At 65.3% G+C, this 14113-nt stretch carries 14 protein-coding genes; 7 read left to right on the forward strand and 7 right to left on the reverse strand.

Features of this window, described 5'->3' with window-relative positions; genetic code table 11:
• Positions 1 to 6: 6 nt before the first annotated feature.
• From IAG41_RS10080 to IAG41_RS10095, 4 genes are all read right to left on the reverse strand, one after another.
• Positions 7 to 372 (reverse strand): hypothetical protein, encoded by a 366-nt coding sequence (locus tag IAG41_RS10080; RefSeq protein WP_187728466.1) that lies wholly within the window; start codon positions 370 to 372, stop codon positions 7 to 9.
• 112 nt (positions 373 to 484) lie between these two features.
• Positions 485 to 1300: a ferredoxin--NADP reductase gene (locus IAG41_RS10085; RefSeq protein WP_187728467.1), complete on the reverse strand. Its 816-nt coding sequence runs from the start codon at positions 1298 to 1300 to the stop codon at positions 485 to 487.
• Between the two features lie 12 nt (positions 1301 to 1312).
• On the reverse strand, positions 1313 to 1738 hold the full coding sequence (locus IAG41_RS10090; protein WP_187728468.1) for a hypothetical protein: 426 nt from the start codon (positions 1736 to 1738) through the stop codon (positions 1313 to 1315).
• Between the two features lie 175 nt (positions 1739 to 1913).
• Positions 1914 to 2183 (reverse strand): hypothetical protein, encoded by a 270-nt coding sequence (locus tag IAG41_RS10095; protein ID WP_187728469.1) that lies wholly within the window; start codon positions 2181 to 2183, stop codon positions 1914 to 1916.
• Positions 2184 to 2344: 161 nt separating this feature from the next.
• Here IAG41_RS10095 and IAG41_RS10100 point away from each other — a divergent pair, with 161 nt between their 5' ends.
• The 4 genes from IAG41_RS10100 to glnA all read left to right on the forward strand — a co-directional run bounded on the left by IAG41_RS10100 (position 2345) and on the right by glnA (position 5674).
• Entirely contained in the window at positions 2345 to 3523 is a 1179-nt protein-coding gene (locus IAG41_RS10100; RefSeq protein ID WP_187728470.1) for a methyl-accepting chemotaxis protein, read from the forward strand.
• Complete coding sequence (locus tag IAG41_RS10105) at positions 3441 to 3665, forward strand: hypothetical protein (RefSeq protein WP_187728471.1); 225 nt, start codon at positions 3441 to 3443, stop codon at positions 3663 to 3665. The genes IAG41_RS10100 and IAG41_RS10105 overlap by 83 nt, the downstream gene beginning before the upstream one ends.
• A 164-nt stretch (positions 3666 to 3829) precedes the next feature.
• A complete protein-coding gene (locus IAG41_RS10110; RefSeq protein WP_187728472.1) occupies positions 3830 to 4168 on the forward strand; it encodes a P-II family nitrogen regulator in 339 nt (112 codons plus the stop codon).
• 93 nt (positions 4169 to 4261) lie between these two features.
• Positions 4262 to 5674 (forward strand): type I glutamate--ammonia ligase, encoded by a 1413-nt coding sequence (gene glnA, locus IAG41_RS10115; RefSeq protein ID WP_187728473.1) that lies wholly within the window; start codon positions 4262 to 4264, stop codon positions 5672 to 5674.
• 69 nt (positions 5675 to 5743) lie between these two features.
• Here the strand turns inward: glnA and IAG41_RS10120 are convergent, their stop codons facing one another.
• Positions 5744 to 6232, reverse strand: coding sequence for a hypothetical protein (locus IAG41_RS10120; RefSeq protein ID WP_187728474.1), 489 nt, complete (start codon positions 6230 to 6232; stop codon positions 5744 to 5746).
• Between the two features lie 40 nt (positions 6233 to 6272).
• Complete coding sequence (locus IAG41_RS10125) at positions 6273 to 6980, reverse strand: site-2 protease family protein (RefSeq protein WP_187728475.1); 708 nt, start codon at positions 6978 to 6980, stop codon at positions 6273 to 6275.
• 329 nt (positions 6981 to 7309) lie between these two features.
• On the opposite strand from IAG41_RS10125, the gene IAG41_RS10130 reads away from it, so the two are divergent.
• The gene (locus tag IAG41_RS10130; protein WP_187728476.1) at positions 7310 to 8875 is read left to right on the forward strand and encodes a PQQ-dependent sugar dehydrogenase; all 1566 of its coding nucleotides are present in this window, start codon (positions 7310 to 7312) and stop codon (positions 8873 to 8875) included.
• A gap of 206 nt (positions 8876 to 9081) precedes the next feature.
• Here the strand turns inward: IAG41_RS10130 and IAG41_RS10135 are convergent, their stop codons facing one another.
• The gene (locus IAG41_RS10135; protein WP_187728477.1) at positions 9082 to 11667 is read right to left on the reverse strand and encodes a TonB-dependent receptor; all 2586 of its coding nucleotides are present in this window, start codon (positions 11665 to 11667) and stop codon (positions 9082 to 9084) included.
• A gap of 207 nt (positions 11668 to 11874) precedes the next feature.
• On the opposite strand from IAG41_RS10135, the gene IAG41_RS10140 reads away from it, so the two are divergent.
• Positions 11875 to 13368: a PQQ-dependent sugar dehydrogenase gene (locus tag IAG41_RS10140; RefSeq protein WP_187728478.1), complete on the forward strand. Its 1494-nt coding sequence runs from the start codon at positions 11875 to 11877 to the stop codon at positions 13366 to 13368.
• Between the two features lie 62 nt (positions 13369 to 13430).
• Complete coding sequence (locus IAG41_RS10145; RefSeq protein ID WP_187728479.1) at positions 13431 to 14105, forward strand: hypothetical protein; 675 nt, start codon at positions 13431 to 13433, stop codon at positions 14103 to 14105.
• Positions 14106 to 14113 lie beyond the last annotated feature (8 nt).

Below are 14113 nucleotides of genomic sequence, written 5' to 3' on the forward strand. Positions count from 1 at the left end.
CGGACGTCAGCCGGCCGGTGTCTGGGCGGCGGTTCCGTTGACCAGCACCGGCGTGGGCGCGGGTTCCTCCGGGCTCCAGTCGTCGTCACGGTCGTGGAAGCCGTGCCTGCCCGGACCATGCCGAGGGCCGTGCGGCTCGCGCGGCACTTCGCCGATCGCGAGCTTGCCGTCCTTGTTGATGTCGAGCTGCTGGAACCGGGTCGTGGCGGCCTGTGTCCATTCCGCCTGGGTGATCATCCCGTCATTGTTCGCATCGGCATTGCCGAAAGGACCGATGCCCCGGTGCATCCCCGCCATGGCAATGCCGCCCGCGGTCAGCGTCGCGACGACGCTGATCGCGGCGACCCCCAAATATTTCCACTTCACATTCATTTCAAATCTCCTGCCCGCATCTTTCGCGGTACAGGCCGGATCGGCGCCCGGCCTCTCCGCAAGATTTCACGCAAGCGACGATATTGTAGCAAATTGTCGTAAGATCATATCGTTAGCCTACGAACGCCCGTTCGATCACATAATGGCCGGGCGCTGCGTTCGAGCCCTCGATAAAGCCCCGCCCCTCCAGCATCCTGGCAAAGTCGCGGATCATTGCGGTGCTCCCGCACAGCATCACCCGATCGGTTTCCGGATTGAGCTCCCGCTCGCCCGCCACCGGCGCCTTGAACAACCAGCCATTGGCGACCAGTTCGCCGATCCGCCCGGTCGTCCGGAACGGCTCACGCGTCACCGTCGGCACATAATGGAACTGGAGCAGCGCCTGCTCCTGCACCAGCGGGTCGCTCGCCAGCTGCGCGGTAAGCTCGTCATGAAAGGCAAGGTCGCTCACGCGCCGCACGCTGTGCACCAGCACGATCTGCGCGAACCGCTCATAGATGTCGGGGTCGCGCGCGATGCTCAGGAACGGCGCCAGCCCCGTACCCGTGGAAAGCAGGAACAGCCGCTTCCCCGGCAGCAGCGCGTCGGAGACGAGCGTCCCCGTCGGCTTCTTACCCAGATAGACATGATCGTCCGGCCGGATCGCCTGGAGCCGCGAGGTCAGCGGCCCGTCCGGCACCTTGATCGAGAGGAATTCGAGCTCGTCGGACCAAGCCGGGCTCGCGATCGAATAAGCGCGCATCAGCGGCCGGTCGCCGTCCATCAGCCCGATCATCACGAACTCGCCCGATCGGAAGCGGAAGCTCGTCGGGCGCTCGATCGCGAAGCTGAACAGATGTTCGTTCCAGTGCTTGACCCAGCGCACGCCGGACGTGGCGAAGCTGGCATGCGCCGGGAGCAGCGCCGGCGGGCGCGTATGCATTGTCATCGACGATCCTTGTCAGGAGTTGGAGCCGCGCGGCACCGGTGTCCGCCGCAGCACGTCGCTCGCCTGGAGCACCGCGACGATGAAGGGATGGACGATCTCGGGCTTGACGAGCTGCGCCGCCAGCCGTCCCACCAGCCGCTCGTCGCCGTCCGCGGCGGCATGGAACAGCGTCAGCAGCACCGCCTCGTCGTCATGGACCGTGACGCAGCCTGGCTGGCCGAAGCGCAGCGGCCCCGCGCCTTCGACGTTGAGCACGAACATCGCCATGTTGAAGTCGCGCAGCAGCTCGGGAACCCGCCAGCGCTCGAACGACGGCCCCAGCGTGGCGCACGGGCATTTCTGCATCGACATCGCCACCACCCAGCTCCGCATCGACCACAGGATCATCTGATCGCCGGGCGGCAGATCGAACACGGGCCGGTCCAGGAATCGATACACGCGCGCCTCCAGCTACTATTGCGATTAACTCGCATTAGCGCCGATAGCGCCGGGCGCAGGAGCGGTCAACCGGTTCGCGAAAAGGAACCCGTCGGTCGCTTGATTGTCCGCTATTCGCTGATTTGCGTCACGGATGGGAGGATGAGCCCGGAGCGATCCGAATGCGACATTCGCGTTACGCTTCCTCGTCGGCGCCTTCGGCACGGGTCGACCAGTAGCGCAGCGCTTCCTCTGCCTCTTCGGCATTCAAGTCGCCGACCTCGCTGGTGATCCAGCATGCGCGGCGAAAGACAGGATCGATCGCGCAGATGCCATGCGCCATGATCACCAACGGCCCCTTGGCGACGATTACTTCGCCGCTGCGATGACCGGGATGCTCGTCATCTTCGATCCAGCGGTGAATCTCCGCCGGAACATCCATGGGGTAGAGGTGCATAGATGCCACCACGCCGTCTTAACATGGATCAACGTACGAAAGAGGCAGTTGGTTCCCCTAGGATTGCACCGCATATGGCTGTTTCGCCAGCGCAATTTTTTTGCGCGTGTCTTCATCCTGTCATCAAACACTAAGGCGGCATTTACCATGAAGGCCCTAGCGCGATCGCGATGTTCCAGCCCCATCGCCCCCGCCCCCAGGCCGATCCTAGGTTCCTTGCGCAATGGCTCACCTCCGCCGAGCGAGACGCGCCCTCGCTGCCGCAAGGCGCGTCGATCAGCGATGCCGTGCGCCGGTTTCAGGACGATCTGTCGCTCCGCCTGCTCCCTGTGGTCGATCCGGCGCAGCGCCCGGTCGGCGCGGTGTTCGAGAAGGACGTGCGCCGTCTGCTGCTCAATCCCTTCGGCCATGCGCTGATGCGCAACCCGGCCTATGGCGGCCGGCTGAAGGCGCTGGTCCGCACCTGCCCGGTCGCCGATGCCTCGCTCGATCCCGAGGCGCTGGTCGATGCCTATACCGCCGAGGACGGGCATGAAGGCATGATCCTCACGCGCGGCGGCCAGCTCTTCGCGGTGATCGGCAATCGGCGCCTCATCCAGCTCGCCGCCGAGCGCCAGGTCCATGCCGCCGAGCAACGCCTCAACCGCGCGCGCCGGATCGAGGCCGCCAGCGAACGCCTCGAGAGTGAAATCGGCTCGCTGACCGAGAAGCTCCGTAGCCTAGCCGCCACGCTCCAGCAGAGCGCCACCGCCACCGTCGATCGCGCTGCGAGCAACAGCGCCTCGGCGACCGCGCTCGCCGCGGCGGTCGCCCAGAACCACGACAATCTCGCCGCCATCGCCGCCGAATCGGATGAGCTCGCCGCGACGCTCGACACGATCGGCCAGAGCACCACCGCCGCCAAGGCCTCGGCCGCGCACGCCGTAGACCTGGTCGACGACAGCCGCACCCGCACCGCCGAACTGGGCGCCTTCGCGCAGACCGTCGGCAGCGTCACCGCGATCATCGGTGAGATCGCCGGCCGGGTGAACCTGCTCGCGCTCAACGCCTCGATCGAGGCCGCGCGTGCCGGTCATGCCGGCTCCGGCTTCACCGTCGTCGCCAACGAAGTGAAGGCGCTGGCCGGCCAGGTCAGCGACGCCGCCGAGACCGTCACCGCGCATGTCGAGGACATTCGCCGCGCGGTCGACCTCGTCACCGCCAACCATGCCCGGGTCGAGGCCGCGATCGTCGCGATCGCCGATCTCTCCGGGGATCGAACAGGCAGTGCGCGGTCAGCAATCCGCCACCCGCACGATCGCGCACAATGTCAGCGAGAGCGTCGAGGGCACCGTCGGCGTCCAGTATGACATCGAGGCGATCGGCGCCGCCTCGCAGGCCGCGTCGCAAAGCGCGGGCGACATGGAGCTGCTCGCTGCCAGCCTGTTCTCGGGCGCCGAGGCGCTTTCGAACGGCGTGGACCGTTTCCTGGCGGAAGTCCGCACCGCCTGATCCCACTGCCCTTCGATCGGGCACCCCGGTCCGTGCTGCCTATTTGATAGGCAATTGTTAACCGTTGCGCTGAGTGCAACCGGAGGACTAGCCTAGACCGACCGCTCTGGCATGAGTCATGCTAGTCGCGCGGCAGGGCATTCGGCGTATCCCCGGGGGACCAAGTGAAAAAAATCGAAGCGATCATCAAGCCGTTCAAGCTCGATGAAGTGAAGGAGGCGCTGCACGAAGTGGGCGTCTCGGGCATCACCGTGACCGAGGCCAAGGGCTTCGGCCGCCAGAAGGGGCACACCGAGCTCTATCGCGGCGCCGAATATGTCGTCGATTTCCTGCCCAAGGTGAAGCTCGAGGTCGTGGTGGAGGACGCGCTCGCCGATCGCGTGGTCGAGGCGATCGCCGCCGCGGCCCAGACCGGGCGCATCGGCGACGGCAAGATCTTCGTGATTCCGGTCGAGACGGCACTCCGCATCCGCACCGGGGAGCGCAACGAAAACGCAGTTTGACGCGGCGCAGCATCCTAGCGATGCTGCGAGCGCGAACGTAATTTAATTGCCTGATTCGTCGGGCAGACAGCATGAAAGCGAAAGGGTTTAGCGATGGCGAATTCGGCCAATGACGTCCTGAAGATGGTCAAGGAGAACGAGATCGAGTGGATCGATCTGCGCTTCACCGATCCCAAGGGCAAGTGGCAGCACCTGACCATGGTGGCGGGCGTGATCGGCGAGGACGAGCTGACCGACGGCCTGATGTTCGACGGCTCCTCGATCGAGGGCTGGAAGGCGATCAACGAGTCCGACATGATCCTGAAGCCCGATCTCGACGCGGTGTGGATCGATCCCTTCTCGGCCACGCCGATGCTGATCCTGGTCTGCGACATTGTCGAGCCCTCGACAGGCGAGCTTTATTCGCGCGATCCCCGCTCGACCGCCAAGCGCTCGGAAGCCTATCTCAAGACTTTGGGCATCGGCGACACCGTCTATGTCGGCCCCGAGGCCGAGTTCTTCATGTTCGACGATGTCCGCTTCGAGAACAGCTACGCGACCAGCTATTATGCGATCGACGATATCGAGCTGCCGACCAACACCGGCAAGGAATATGAAGCCGGCAATCTGGGTCACCGCCCGCGCGCCAAGGGCGGCTATTTCCCGGTCGCCCCGGTCGACAGCGCCGTCGACATCCGCGGCGAGATGGTCGCGACGATGCTCGAAATGGGCCTGCCCTGCGACAAGCATCACCACGAGGTCGCCGCGGCGCAGCACGAGCTGGGCCTGACCTTCGGCACGTTGGTCCAGACCGCCGACCGCATGCAGATCTACAAGTATGTCGTACACCAGGTCGCCCAGGCCTATGGCAAGACCGCGACCTTCATGCCCAAGCCGATCAAGGAAGATAACGGCTCGGGCATGCACACCCATATTTCGATCTGGGATGGCAAGACCCCGCTGTTCGCGGGCAATGGCTATGCCGGCCTGTCGGACATGTGCCTCTATTTCATCGGCGGTGTGATCAAGCACGCCAAGGCGCTTAACGCCTTCACCAATCCCTCGACCAACAGCTACAAGCGGCTGGTCCCGGGCTATGAGGCACCGGTGCTGCTCGCTTATTCGAGCCGCAACCGCTCGGCCTCGTGCCGCATCCCTTATGGTGCGGGCAGCAAGGCCAAGCGCGTCGAGTTCCGCTTCCCGGACGCGCTCGCCAATCCGTATCTCTGCTACGCGGCGCTGCTGATGGCCGGCCTCGACGGCATCCAGAACAAGATCCATCCGGGCGAGCCGATGGACAAGAACCTGTACGACCTGCCGCCGGCCGAGCTCGAGCTCGTCCCTACGGTCTGCGGTTCGCTTCGCGAGGCGCTCGACAGCCTCGAGGCCGATATGGACTTCCTGCTCAAGGGCGACGTGTTCACCAAGGACCAGGTCGAAGCCTATGTCGAGATCAAGCGCGCCGATGTCGCCCGCTGGGAAATGACCCCGAGCCCGGTCGAGTACGACATGTATTACAGCGCCTAAGCGCTGCTTACTGAAGGGTAAGAGGGGCGCCCGGGAAACCCGGGCGCCCTTTCTTGTCCGCGCGCGGCGTCAGAAGCGATGACGGAACGCGAACTTATAGCCTTCCCAGACCGCGATCGCGAAGAACAGCAGGTCCATCGCGTCCGACGCTTCCATCACCAGCGTCGCGATGTTGCTCAAGTCGAGCCGCCCGAGCGCGTCCAGGAAGGAAATGTCTGCGAGCTGCGCCACCATCGCGACATCCACCATCACCGTGCCGAGCAGCCAGCCGAGCGCGGCGCACGCCGCGCCCAGGATCCCGAACTTCTGGTCGATGCCGTTCCCGGCCACACGGACCGCATAGCCGACCAGTGCACCCACCGCGACGGCGATCAGGCCGAGCTGGTAATGAGTGACATAGACGAACCCCGCCCATAGTGCCGCGCCCACCACCGCGGCGGCGAGCCCCGCCGGAACCGCGAGTGCGAAATTCTGCCGCGCGCGCATATGGGCGACTGCCTCGTCATGGCCCATTTCCTCGAGCGGCACCTCGGCCGCCTCCACGGTCGTCTCGTTCATCATCGTCTCCCCCTATTTGGGCGGCACGGCGCCGCCTGTTTCATTGCAACATCTGGTGCGTCCCATCGGTCATCAGCGCGAGGAACGCCGCGAGCCCCAGGTAGAAGACCCCGTACTGGATCTTGGTCGCGGCAGACGCGTTGTAATAGGCTTGGTTCTCCGGCGCTTCCGGATCGTAATTCCACGCCTGTCTGAGCGCCGGAAGCGCCGCGATCGCGATCACGAACAGGAGCGGGCTCGGGCGATACAGCATCAGCGCCAGCATCATCGGCACGCCGAGGAACCAGATGCGCGGCCCCAGGATCGCGGTCATCCGGCCGCCGTCGAGCGGCGACAGCGGGATCAGGTTGAAGAAGTTGAGGAAGAAACCGCTATAGGCGACCGCGAGCAGCAGGTCGCTGTCGGTATGCCGCGCCCATAGATAGACGAGGAGCGCGCCGATCGTGCCGAGGAACGGGCCCGCCGACGCCACATAGGCTTCGGTCTCGACATCCATCGGCTGGTCCTTGAGCTCGATCCACGCGCCGACGAAAGGGATGAAGGTCGGTGCGCTGACCGGCAGCGACTTTTGCCGCGCGGCGATGAAGTGTCCCATCTCGTGCACGAACAGCAGCCCGATAAAGCCGGCGGCATATTGCCAGCCGAATATCTGCGCATAGATGGCAAGCGAGACGAGCATGGTGAGCAGCGTGCCGCCTACCTTGCCAAGCTTGAACAGCGTCAGCAGCGCGACGATCGCCGTGCCCATCAGGCACGCGCTCGTCGGATATGCGCACGGCAGGCCACCAGAGGCGGCAATGGCAACAGGTCGCGAGTCAAAAATTCCCCCGATTCTCGCGATGGACACAGCTTGATAGGAAACCGCGCGCGTTTGCGAAAGCCAATGACTGGCCCGATCCCGCTCGGCGATGTTCCATTATGTTCCAGGTGCTTTTGCACCGAAGTGGTCACATCTGGAAGGTCACAAACATGCTTAAGGCAGCCCCATTGTAATATCCTGATAATCAGCGCCTCATAGTCCAACCCTCGACCATTGCGCACACGCAACAAGGCGCTCGGTCTAGGGAAAAACATCGCATGACCAAGAGTATCGCGTACAGCCGCACCCCCGTTAGCGGCGCCCGTTCGGTTTCCATCCTGGCACTGGCGCGCACGATCGCGCCGTTGCTGCTGGTGGCGGGATGTAGTGGCGGCAGCGGCACCGGTTCGCCCGCTCCAACACCCACGCCGATCCCCACGCCAACACCGACTCCCGCCAATGCCGCGCCAATATTCACCTCGCCGGCGACCGCGAACGTGACCGAGAACGCCACCGCCGCCTATCAGGCGACCGCGACCGACGCGAACGGCGATCCGATCCTGTTCAGCATCTCCGGCGGCGCCGATGCCGGACAGTTCAAGATGACGCAGGCCGGCGCGCTGAGCTTCGTCACCGCGCCCAAGGTCGCCACCCCCACGGACAGCAACGGCGACAATGTCTATGCCGTCCAGATCGGCGCCAGCGACGGCAAGGTGAACACCACGCTCGACCTGCTGGTCACCGTCACCCCGGCGACCGCGGGCTTCCGCGTCGTCCAGGTCGCGACCGGATTCACCCAGCCAACCTGGGTGGGCCCGATTCCGGGCGATCCCGGCCATGTCTTCGTCACCGAGAAGGGCGGGAAGATCTACACGCTCGAGCCCGCCACCGGCACCAAGACGCTGCTGATGACGGTCGCCAGTCTCTCCACCGATGGCGAGCGCGGCGTGGTCGGCCTGGCCGCCAGCCCCGATTACGCGACATCGAAGAATATCTTCGTCCACGCCACGGCGCCCGACGGTACGATCGAGATCCGTCAGTATCAGGTCGGCAATCCCACCTTCAACGGCACCGGCTACCGCGTTGCGCTCAGTATCCCGCACCCGGGCGCCAACACGCATAATGGCGGCTGGATCGGCTTTGGACCCGACGGTTATCTTTACGATGCGGTCGGCGATGGCGGCACGGGCGGCAATCCGGCCCAGGACACCAATTCGCGGCTCGGCAAGATCCTGCGCATCAAGGTCGATACGACACCCGGCGCGGCGACGGCGTTCGCGCCCGCGCCCGGCAACCCCTTCATCGGCGGCGGCGGTGATCCCTATGTCTTCGCGCTCGGCCTGCGCAATCCGTTCCGCAACAGCTTCGCGCCGGACGGCAGGCTGGTGATCGCCGATGTCGGCGAGAACACCAACGAAGAGGTCGATCTGATGCCTGTCAGCCAACCGAAGATGAATTTCGGCTGGCCGCTGGTCGAGGGCGACAAGGTCAACACCGCCAATCCGCCGGCCGATCTGGTCAGCCCGGTCACGCTATATCGCCACGGCACCGGCAATTTCGCGGGCAACAGCATTACCGGCGGCGTGGTCTATCGCGGTCCGGTCGCCGTGCTGAAGAACCAGTATCTGTTCGCCGATTTCGGCAGCAACAACATCTGGTCGGTGCCCTATGCCTCACTGACCCAGGGCACCATCCTGCCGACGACGCAATATACGTGGCGCAACACGGATTTCACGCCCGACAAAGGCGGCATCCGCAGCGTGGTGTGCTTCGGCGAGGATACCGCCGGCAACGTCTACATCGTCGATCTGGGCGGCGCGATCTACGCGATCCTGCCCAAGTAAGCGCAGGTCAAACAAATCCTCCCCCAGCTTGCTGGGGGAGGGGGACCGCCGAAGGCGGTGGAGGGGCCGGCCGCAGGCCGGGTATAGTGTAGCAAAGGCAACGGCGCTTCACGCCGCCCCTCCACCATGCTGCGCATGGTCCCCCTCCCCGAGCAAAGCTCGGGGAGGATTTATCGTTATCTACCCCAGCGTGTCGCGGCGCCCGTTCAGCGCCCGCCGATCTTCAGGCTCAGCGCCGCACCGATCATCCGCGGCTCGCCCGCGATGAAGGTCGGCAGGCCCAGGCTGTCGCCGGTATTGCCGGCATCCTTGATATAGTTCTGGTCGAACAAATTGGTGACGAAGCCCTGGAGCCGCCAGCGGCCGTTCGCCGTCTCCACGCCGAGGCGCAGGTCCACCAGCGCATAGCCCTTCTGCGTCTCGTCCTGCACCGTGTCGGGGATCAGATTGCCCGTCTGCAGCGCCGGCAGGTCGTTGTCGTCGTCGAAGAAGACGTTCGACTGCCAGGTCACGCTCGGCGTGAAATCGAGCTTCACCGGGCCCGCCGGTACCTTCAGCGCGACGCCGAACGAGGCGCTGTGATCGGGCGACAGGCGGAAATGATTGCCTTCGCGCGCGCCGGCCGAGAAGCGGCTGTGGTTATAGGCATAGGTCCCGAACACATCGACCCAGTCGGTCGGCTTCCAGGTCAGCTGACCCTCGAAGCCATAGCTTTCGGCGCGGCCGGCATTCACCGTCACGAACAGGGTTCCCTGCTGCTCGGTCGTCTGGAAGTTCGAGTAGTGGTAGTAGAAGAACGCGCCGTCGGCGAAGAGCGTGCGGTTCGCCAGCGCGGTCTTGATGCCGGCCTCATAGCTGTCGACCGTCTCCGACGGCAGCACGCTGAACTTGGGGGCGCCGCCCGGCGCCGAGGGTGCGCCGACGCTCAGGATCTCGGGCCGGCGGCCGCGCGCGTAGTTGGCATAGAGATTGGCGTCGGGCGTCAGCTCGTAGCGGGCGGTGGCGCGCCAGGTGAAGCCGCTGTCGGTCAGGCCTTGGTCGGTACGCTGGCCGTTGGTCCCGCTCGGCTGGAGGCCCAGGCCGAACAATGGCACTGGATAGCCGGCCGAGGGCGGGATGTTCGCGGCGCCGGGCGCGGCGAGCGCCTGGAGCAATGCCGCCCGGGTCGCCGCGGGCTGCGACAGCGCGCCGATGAACCCGCCCAGGATCGAGCGGCCATTGGTCACCGAAGCCGCGAAGCCGGTCGACTTGTCGTCATGGCTCCAGCGGATGCCCGCGCCCAGCTCGAACCGGTCGGTTACCTTGAAGCTGACATCGCCGAACAGGTCCCAGCTCTCGGTGCTGGCGAAATTGGTGCTGGTCTCGCGATGCGCGGACTTGAGGTTGGCGGCGATCGCCTGGGCCTGCGCGGTCGGCAGCACCAGCGCGGCGACCTGCGGGATCGTCAGGCCGGTCGCATTGGCGATCACGCCCTGGAGCAGTTGCCCGGTGAAGGCGGTATTGGCGAAGAAGCCGAGCGGCGCCGGGTCGCTCGCCGGGCGGCCCGGGATCGCGCCGCCCCCGTTCAGCGTGTTGGTCAGCCGCGCCAGCGCAAGCCGCTCGTCAAACTGCGCGGGCGTGCGCTGCAGGCCGTTCTCCTTGAAATAGGTACCGCCGGCGAACGCGGTCAGCCGGTCGTCCGAATAGGTCAGTCGCAGCGTCCCCATCGTCTGGTCGCCGCGCGCATCCTCGGCGGCGGTCAGCACCGGCAGCGATATGCCGTCGGCGTCGAAGATCTCGATGCCGTTGAACTCGCGGTACGATCCGATCGCGTTCAGCGAGAGCGTGCTCGAGAATTCATAGTTGGCGATGCCGGTCACACCCCACACGTCGCGATCGAGCCCGAGCGGGCGCCCGCCCTCGAAACCCGGGCTCGCGACCAAAGCCGCGCCCGAATTGCGCCCGCGGTCGCCGATCACCGCGCCGGTGGTCGGGTCGGTCGGGTTGTAGGCGATCGACTTGAACGACGTCCCCGTCGCTTGGTCATGCTCGTAATTGCCGATCAGGTCGAAGGTCAGTGCGCCGGGCGCCCAGCGCACCGATCCGCGCACCGCTTCCGACTTGATGCCGTTATAGTCCGGCCCGCCCAGCAGATTGTCGACATAGCCGTCGCGCTCCTTGATCCGGGTCGCGACGCGCAAGCCGAGGTCGCCGCCCAGCGGCAGGTTGAACGTGCCGTCGACGCGGTAGCGGCCATGATCGCCGCCCTCGGCATAGATATAGCCATAGCCGTTGTACGGGTCCGCCTTGTTCTGGACGAGGTTGACCGCGCCGATCAGCGCGCCGCGGCCATAGAGCGTCGATTGCGGCCCCTTGGCGATCTCGACCCGGTCCAGGTCGAACAGTTCGACATAGGAGCCGCGCGACTTGGAGATCGAGACGCCGTCCTGGAAGACCGAGACGCGCGGCTCGTTGAAGGCGCTGCCCGAATCCGAGGTGATGCCGCGCATCACGAAGCCCGGATTGTTGGGCGACTGGTTCTGCACGTCGAAGCCGGGGACGAACTGGCCGAGCTTGTCGAACTCGGTGATGCCCATGTCTTGCAGGAACTCGCCCTTGTACGCGGTCAGCGCGAACGGCACTTCGATCGGCGACTGTTCGCGCAGCTGCGCGGTGACGACGATCTCGTCCTCGTCCACCGCTTCCGGCGCGGCATTCTGCTGCGGCGCGGTGTCCTGCGCGCACGCCGGAAAGGCCGAAACGGCAAGCGCGAACGGGCTGGCAAGCGCAAGCAGCGCATTACGAATCTTCATTGGAACCCCCTGTGTTCGAGGCGGGTTTCCCGCCCCCTTTGTGCCCGCGTTGCGCCTGCTTCATTACAGCCATGTTGCGACGCAGCATCACTTTCGTGTCATGCGATCGTTGGGCTCGCGGAACGGATCGCACGGCAATTGCGTTGGTTGGCCAGCAAAGTTCAGGGGAAATCGGCGATGCGGACCGGATCGGCACTAGGCGTTCTGATGCTCTTGGCGGCATGCAGCAGCAGTGACGGCGGCGGCGGCCCCGCGCCGGCCCCCACGCCCGCTCCCACACCCACGCCGACCCCGGCGAACACTGCCCCCACCTTTACCTCGGGTACCACCGCCACCGCACCGGAGAACATCAACTCGACCGTCTATCAGGCGACCGCGACCGACGCGGAGGCCAACCCGATCACCTTCTCGATCGCTGGCGGGGCCGATTCCGCGCGCTTCGCGATCACCGGCGCGGGCGCGCTCACCTTCGCCACTCTGCCCAATTTCGAGCTGCCCGCCGATGTCGGCGCGGACAATGTCTACAATGTCCAGCTCCGCGCCAGCGACGGCACCGCCTCGTCGACGCTCGACCTGGTCGTCACCGTTACCAACACCGTCGAAGGCATCCGCGTTCGCCGCATCGCCACCGGCCTGAACCAGCCGCTCTTCGTCGCCCCGGTGCCCGGCGACGACACGCGCGTCTTCGCGGTCGGCAAGACCGGCACGGTCTATTTCATCAACAACGTCACCGGCACCTTCACCACCGCCTTCACCGTCGGCAATCTCTCGACCGGCGGCGAGCGCGGTCTGCTCGGCCTCGCCGCACGCCCCGATTTCGCCACTTCGGGAGTCGTCTTCGTCCACGCCACCGCGCCCGACGGCACGATCGAGATCCGCGAATATACGATCGGCACGGCGGGCTACCGCACCGTGCTCACCGTCCCCCATCCCGGCTTCGACAATCACAATGGCGGCTGGATCGCCTTCGGACCCGATGGCTATCTCTACGACGCCACCGGCGACGGCGGCGGCGCGGGCGATCCCAACAACAACGCCCAGAACACCAGTTCGCGGCTCGGCAAGATCCTGCGGATCAAGATCGACACCACGCCCGGATCGGCGACGCCCTTCGCGCCCGCGCCGGGCAATCCGTTCATCGGCGGCGGCGGCGATCCCTATGTCTTCGCTTATGGCCTCCGAAATCCGTTCCGCAATGCGTTCGACGGCAACCGGCTGATCATCGGCGATGTAGGCCAGGGCGCGATCGAGGAGATCGACGCGGTCAACACCAACCAGCCGGGCCTCAATTTCGGCTGGCCGTTCCTCGAGGGCACCCAACCCTATAAGGGCACCGCGCCCGCCGGCCTCACCGGCCCGGTCTCGCAATATGACCATGGCACCGGCCCCAAGCAGGGCAGCACGATCATCGGCGGCTATGTCTATCGCGGCGGCATCGTCTCGCTCCAGGGCTCGTACGTCTTCGGCGACTATATCAGCGGCAATATCTGGACCATTCCCGCCGCCGCCACCGCTGCGCTGGCGCCCGGCACACTCTATCCGGCAGGCAGTTACGAGCGCCGCAACCAGGATTTCATTCCCGACGCGGGCACGATCAACCAGCTCGTCTCGTTCGGGATCGACAGCGCGAACAATCTCTATCTGGTCGATATCGACGGGGACGTCTTCTTCGTCGATCCCGATCCGCGCTTCCCGCTTTAGGCGGTGACCTTATAGCGGGAATGTTGGAGCAGGCCGGTGAAGCAGGCGCTAATGGATCTCCCATGGCAGCTGACATGAGCCCCTCTCCCCGCCGCGGCACCACCGGTCTGCGCCAGTTTCTGGATCTCGAGCAGCAGCGCGACTGGATCGAAGGCAAGACGGACTTGCGCGACGCCGGCGAGCGCCCGGAGTCGCTTGAACAGCGGTTCAAATATGCCGCGCGCCTTCAAAAACTGCTTCGTCGCCCGCAGGCACAGGAGGTTTTGGAGATCCTGGCGCTCTACGGCCAAAGCTGCATTCCGATGCCGCGCACGACCGAGCGTCACTATTGGTCGGTCTCCTGCCTGCCGTCGACCTCCGACAAGCCTCTGGTCCGCGTCAATTCAAGCTGGATGGAGCTTTTCACGCTCTATGCGGACGGCGAAGGCATCCGTTCGAGATTCATCCTCCACCTCTCGGATTTCACCACCGACCATTCACTCACGCAGGAGCATCTGGACGAAGTCTTGCTCGAGCGCTGCGTCACGACACCGGAAGATGTCGGCCATTTCTTCCCGCGTGGCGCGGACATTTTCGGCGTCACGGTGCGGGGCTCCGCGTCGATCCGCGAGTTCCTCGCGTCCAGCCACGCGCTGCGCGCCATTCGGAGGTTCAATCTCTCGCACATGAACCGGGGCCGGAACGCTTATCAGGCGAGCCACTGCTATAGTGTGGCGGATTACATGCTGGAAGCATGACAGGGTGA

The sequence above is a fragment of the Sphingomonas sp. JC676 genome (assembly GCF_014489075.1).
GTDB lineage: Bacteria > Pseudomonadota > Alphaproteobacteria > Sphingomonadales > Sphingomonadaceae > Sphingomonas.